General features: G+C 36.6%; 3 protein-coding genes. 2 read left to right on the forward strand and 1 reads right to left on the reverse strand.

The window, feature by feature from the left end:
• Nucleotides 1–932 precede the first annotated feature (932 nt).
• Together F6K13_RS19225 and F6K13_RS19230 are read left to right on the forward strand one after the other, a co-directional pair.
• Nucleotides 933–1121, forward strand: a complete 189-nt coding sequence (locus F6K13_RS19225) for a hypothetical protein (RefSeq protein WP_124145575.1) — start codon at nucleotides 933–935, stop codon at nucleotides 1119–1121.
• A 195-nt stretch (nucleotides 1122–1316) separates the two neighbouring features.
• Nucleotides 1317–1520, forward strand: a complete 204-nt coding sequence (locus F6K13_RS19230) for a hypothetical protein (RefSeq protein WP_124145574.1) — start codon at nucleotides 1317–1319, stop codon at nucleotides 1518–1520.
• A 931-nt stretch (nucleotides 1521–2451) separates the two neighbouring features.
• Here F6K13_RS19230 and F6K13_RS19235 read toward each other — a convergent pair.
• Nucleotides 2452–4634: glycogen/starch/alpha-glucan phosphorylase (locus F6K13_RS19235; RefSeq protein ID WP_287288048.1), on the reverse strand; the 2183-nt coding region annotated here is incomplete at its 5' end.

Raw genomic sequence — 4634 nt, forward strand, 5'->3', positions numbered from 1 at the left:
TATTCTAATTACTATAAAGGGAATATAAAAGGCTACTACTAAAGTATTTTTTGTGTTTATACTTCTATTGATTAAAGCACAATTAATTGTAATTTTATAGTAGCGATATAGTAGCGATCTAGTAGTGAAGTACTATTATATAGTGCTGATTATTGTGCTACAAAAAAATATTTATCTCCAATACCTCCATTGCAATTTTAAATATATATAACCCTGATGGGAGATCTTATACAAATTCCCATGGATTAATGCTATGCTTAGGTAGCACTTCAGTTATCAAGTAATTAACACAGGTTGAATAACTTTTTTGCTAATTAGTAGCTCAGTTAATGTTAATAATTATTATCTTTACTTCCCCTCCTGGGAGGGGGAGGGGCGAGGGGTGGGTTCCCTCCCTGTACAGACCTTGCAGACAAGGTCTTGTAGGGGCAAACGGCCGTTTGCTCCTACTCTCCTACCCCCGGCTCAAGAAAATGTAGAAAAGTTTTTGATAAATGGTATTAGGTATCTCTAGAAAAGAGGAATTAGGAGTAAATAATTGATGTGTATAGTGCAATAATTGATTTGATTTTTGATTATTGGAAATGTCTATTCATGTACTTAAATATAGGGAGATAGAGAGATGGTAAATATGGGGGGGATTTTCACCTTTTTCCCCTATTCTATTTCTCGATATCCTGACTTCTGTACGTCGTCCTACCGATGGCTCCCCTACCTGAGTCCTTTGCCAAAAATTCGTACCTTTACAAAGATACCAAATGGCCTCTATATAGCATTTTTAATATTTGCTTAGTGATTTTTGATGTGAAATCACCACAATATAAATAGTTATCCGGATTTTACCCACTTATGAAGAATACTTAAATATAATTCCTACTATATATAGGGATTATTACACATTACTAATCTCATCAAACTTGAGGAAAATCTTCATGCAAGAAACAAAAAATAATCAACTCTTTACTGAAATTTCTTCAGAAGAGTCTGCCACTATTAATGGTGGTCATGGCTATTATGGTCGTCGGTATTATAGTTATGGCTATCGTAGTTATTACCGTAGTCACCCTGTACGTTACTACTCCCGTCGTCGCTACTATGGCTATAGGTCTAACTGCTACTAATTTAAACTTATTAGTTGAATTCCAAAGCACTTTTAAAGAGCTTTTTAGCAACCTCTAAAGAATCGCTAATCAAAAAAAATTCTCCGGATTCTGGAATTCACCAAGGAAAAATACATTAGAAATAGCAAGATAGTTAAATAAATATCGATAATTTTTAACCATCTTGTAAACACAATTAATCAAGAGGATAATCTTATGCAAGAAACTCAAAACACTGAATTATTTTCTGAGCTTTCTACCGAAGAATCTGCCACTATTAATGGTGGTCATCATTTCGATGATTGTTACGATTATGGTCGTTTTCGACGTTATTCTCGTCGCCCTGTGAGTTATCACTACCATAGTTATCGCTATAGTCGTCCTGTACGTTACAGCTATAGACGTTACGATTGCTACTAAAAATTGGCTATATAATTACAACTTTTTAAGTTGAATTTATAGTTGAATTAAATTTAGCACCTATAGTTTTATAGGTGCTTTTTTATAACAATTGAATTCTGAGTACTGGAATTTAGACTAAATAGTTGAACAGATTTTCAAAGAAAAGAGGTACAAAGTTTTATTGCTCTAGGGAACACCGGATCTGGGAACAGGCAACAGGAAATACAGGAATAAATAGTCTTATAACTGTACCTCACTATCTTTAAAAGTGCTGTAAGCTGCTTGGCAACTGCTATACCTACTTCCCCTCTTGATTGCGAATATCGCACATTTCATTTTCTCAAGCATCAACCAAAATTATCAGGTGTGTGGAGGGAAAATATCTACTATCGCAATAGTCATTTACCAAAATTATCAGGTGTGTGGAGGAAAAATATCTACTTCCTCTCTTTGTTGCGAATGTCGCAATAGTCATTTCATTTCGTTAAGCACCATTGATCAGGTGTGTGGAGAGAAAATATCTACTTCCCCTCTCTGTTGCGAATGTCGCAATAGTCATTTCATTTTATCAAGCACCATTGATCAGGTGTGTGGAGGAAAAATATCTACTTCCCCTTTCTGTTGCGGATGTCGCAATAGTCATTTCATTTTATCAAGCACCATTGATCAGGTGTGTGGAGGAAAAATATCTACTTCCCCTCTCTGTTGCGGATGTCGCAATAGTCATTTCATTTTATCAAGCACCATTGATCAGGTGTGTGGAGGGGACATGATGTAATATCATTTCCGCTTGAATACTTATTCTTTGGTAGAAGGAAGACAGAAGGCAGAAGATTTTCTTCCCATTGTGATGTAATTTTATACACAAACGATGCTACCGGACATGATATAACAAACCCATACTGACACTTATGTTTTCAATCTAGGTTTGTTATATCTATTGAAGACGTTAAATTTGACAATAACGTTGTAAACCTGCTGTTTCCTGACTATATGCTTCCATATCAATTTTCACAGGTTCGACATTCCAAATTTCCTGACAATATTCATTAATAGTACGGTCAGCTGAAAATTTACCCATATTAATAGAGTTAATAATCGACATCCGAGTCCAATATTCGGGGTTACGATAAGCCTGATTAACTCTTTCCTGACAATCAATATAAGTCTGATAATCAGCAAACAACATATATTCATCTTTTCTTAGTAAAGATTCTACAATTGGATGGAATAAATGTGGTTTGCCAGGTGAGAAATAACCAGAAACAATACGGTCAATAACCTGCCGTAATTCTTGGTTATAAGTATAGTATTGCTCCGGATTATATCCTTGATATTTTAATGCTTTAGCCTCTTCAACATTCAATCCAAATAGGAAGAAATTTTCAGCACCAACAGCTTCGCGAATCTCAATATTTGCCCCATCAAGAGTACCAATAGTTAAAGCACCATTTAGGGAAAATTTCATATTGCCAGTACCAGAAGCTTCCTTTCCAGCAGTAGAAATTTGCTCAGAAAGGTCGGCAGCAGGATAAATTCGCTGACCGATAGATACAGAGAAATTAGGTATAAAAACTACCTTGAGGCGATCGCGTACATCTGGGTCATTATTTACTATTTCCCCTACAGCATTAATTAATTTAATGATTAATTTTGCCATATAATAACCTGGTGCAGCCTTCGCGCCAAAAATGAAAGTGCGGTGCAAAATATCTACATCTGGATTCTGTTTAATTCGATTATAAAGGGTAATAATATGCAGCACATTCAACAGTTGACGCTTATATTCATGGAGTCGTTTTACCTGAATATCAAACAGAGAGTTAGGATTAACTACAATTCCTATTTTTTGCTGAATATAAGCAGCTAAATCTTGCTTATTTTCATGTTTAATCTGACTCCAATTATGACGAAATTCAGGGTCATCAATAAACCTCTCAAGCTGCTTAATTTCCTCTAAATTTTTAATCCAATTTTTGCCAATTTTATCCGTAATTAGTAATGCCAACTTCGGGTTACTAATTAATAACCAACGACGAGGAGTAATACCATTAGTTTTATTCGTAAATTTATCAGGCCAAAATTCGTAGAAATCTCTCAAAACATCTGTTTTCAACAGTTGAGTATGCAATGCTGCCACACCATTGATAGCATGAGCGCCAGTACAGGCTAAATGAGCCATCCGCACGCGTTTTTCAGGAAATTCTTCGATCAGAGACATCCGTGCCAACCGCCCATCATCTCCTGGATAACGTTTCTTAACTTTTTCTAGGAAACGGAAATTAATTTCGTAAATAATTTCAAGATGTCGTGGTAGCAGAGTTGCGAACATACTGACTGGCCAACGTTCTAGAGCTTCTGATAGTAGTGTATGGTTAGTATAGCCAAAGGTGTTTTGAGTAATATTCCAAGCTTTTTCCCACTCCATATCATGTTCATCTACTAACAGGCGCATTAATTCAGCGACCCCTATAGAGGGGTGAGTATCATTGAGCTGAATGGCTGCTTTTTCGTGAAAGTTATCTAAATTGGGATTCCGTGACAAGTGAGTACGAATGATATCTTGCAAGGAACAACTGATGAAGAAATACTGTTGCTCTAAGCGCAACATTTTGCCTTGAAATATATTATCGTTGGGATAGAGAACTTTAGAAATATTTTCAGAGGAAGTTTTGTCTTCAACGGCGCGGTGATAGTCACCGGAGTCAAAAACTTGCAGGTCAAATTCATTACTTGCTTTAGCGCTCCACAGGCGTAGAGTATTTACTGTGTTGGTATTGTACCCAGGCACAAGAGTATCGTAGGGCATTCCAATGACTGTAAGTTCGGGTATCCATCTGACCCGATAGTTGCCTTGTTTGTCTGGGTATGCTTCTGTGTAACCACCGAATTTTATTTGTACTTGGTCTTCATGGCGAGGAATTTCCCAAGGGTTGCCCAGACTTAACCATTTATCTGGCTGTTCAACTTGATAGCCATTTTGAATTTGTTGTTTGAAAATGCCAAATTCATAACGAATGCCGTAGCCTACTGCGGGAATTTCTAGGGTAGCGAGGGAGTCTAGAAAACAAGCAGCTAGACGACCTAAACCACCATTGCCTAAACCGGGTTCTGGTTCTTTTTCGATTAAGA

Source organism: Okeania sp. SIO2B9, from assembly GCF_010672505.1.
Lineage (GTDB): Bacteria > Cyanobacteriota > Cyanobacteriia > Cyanobacteriales > Microcoleaceae > Okeania > Okeania hirsuta.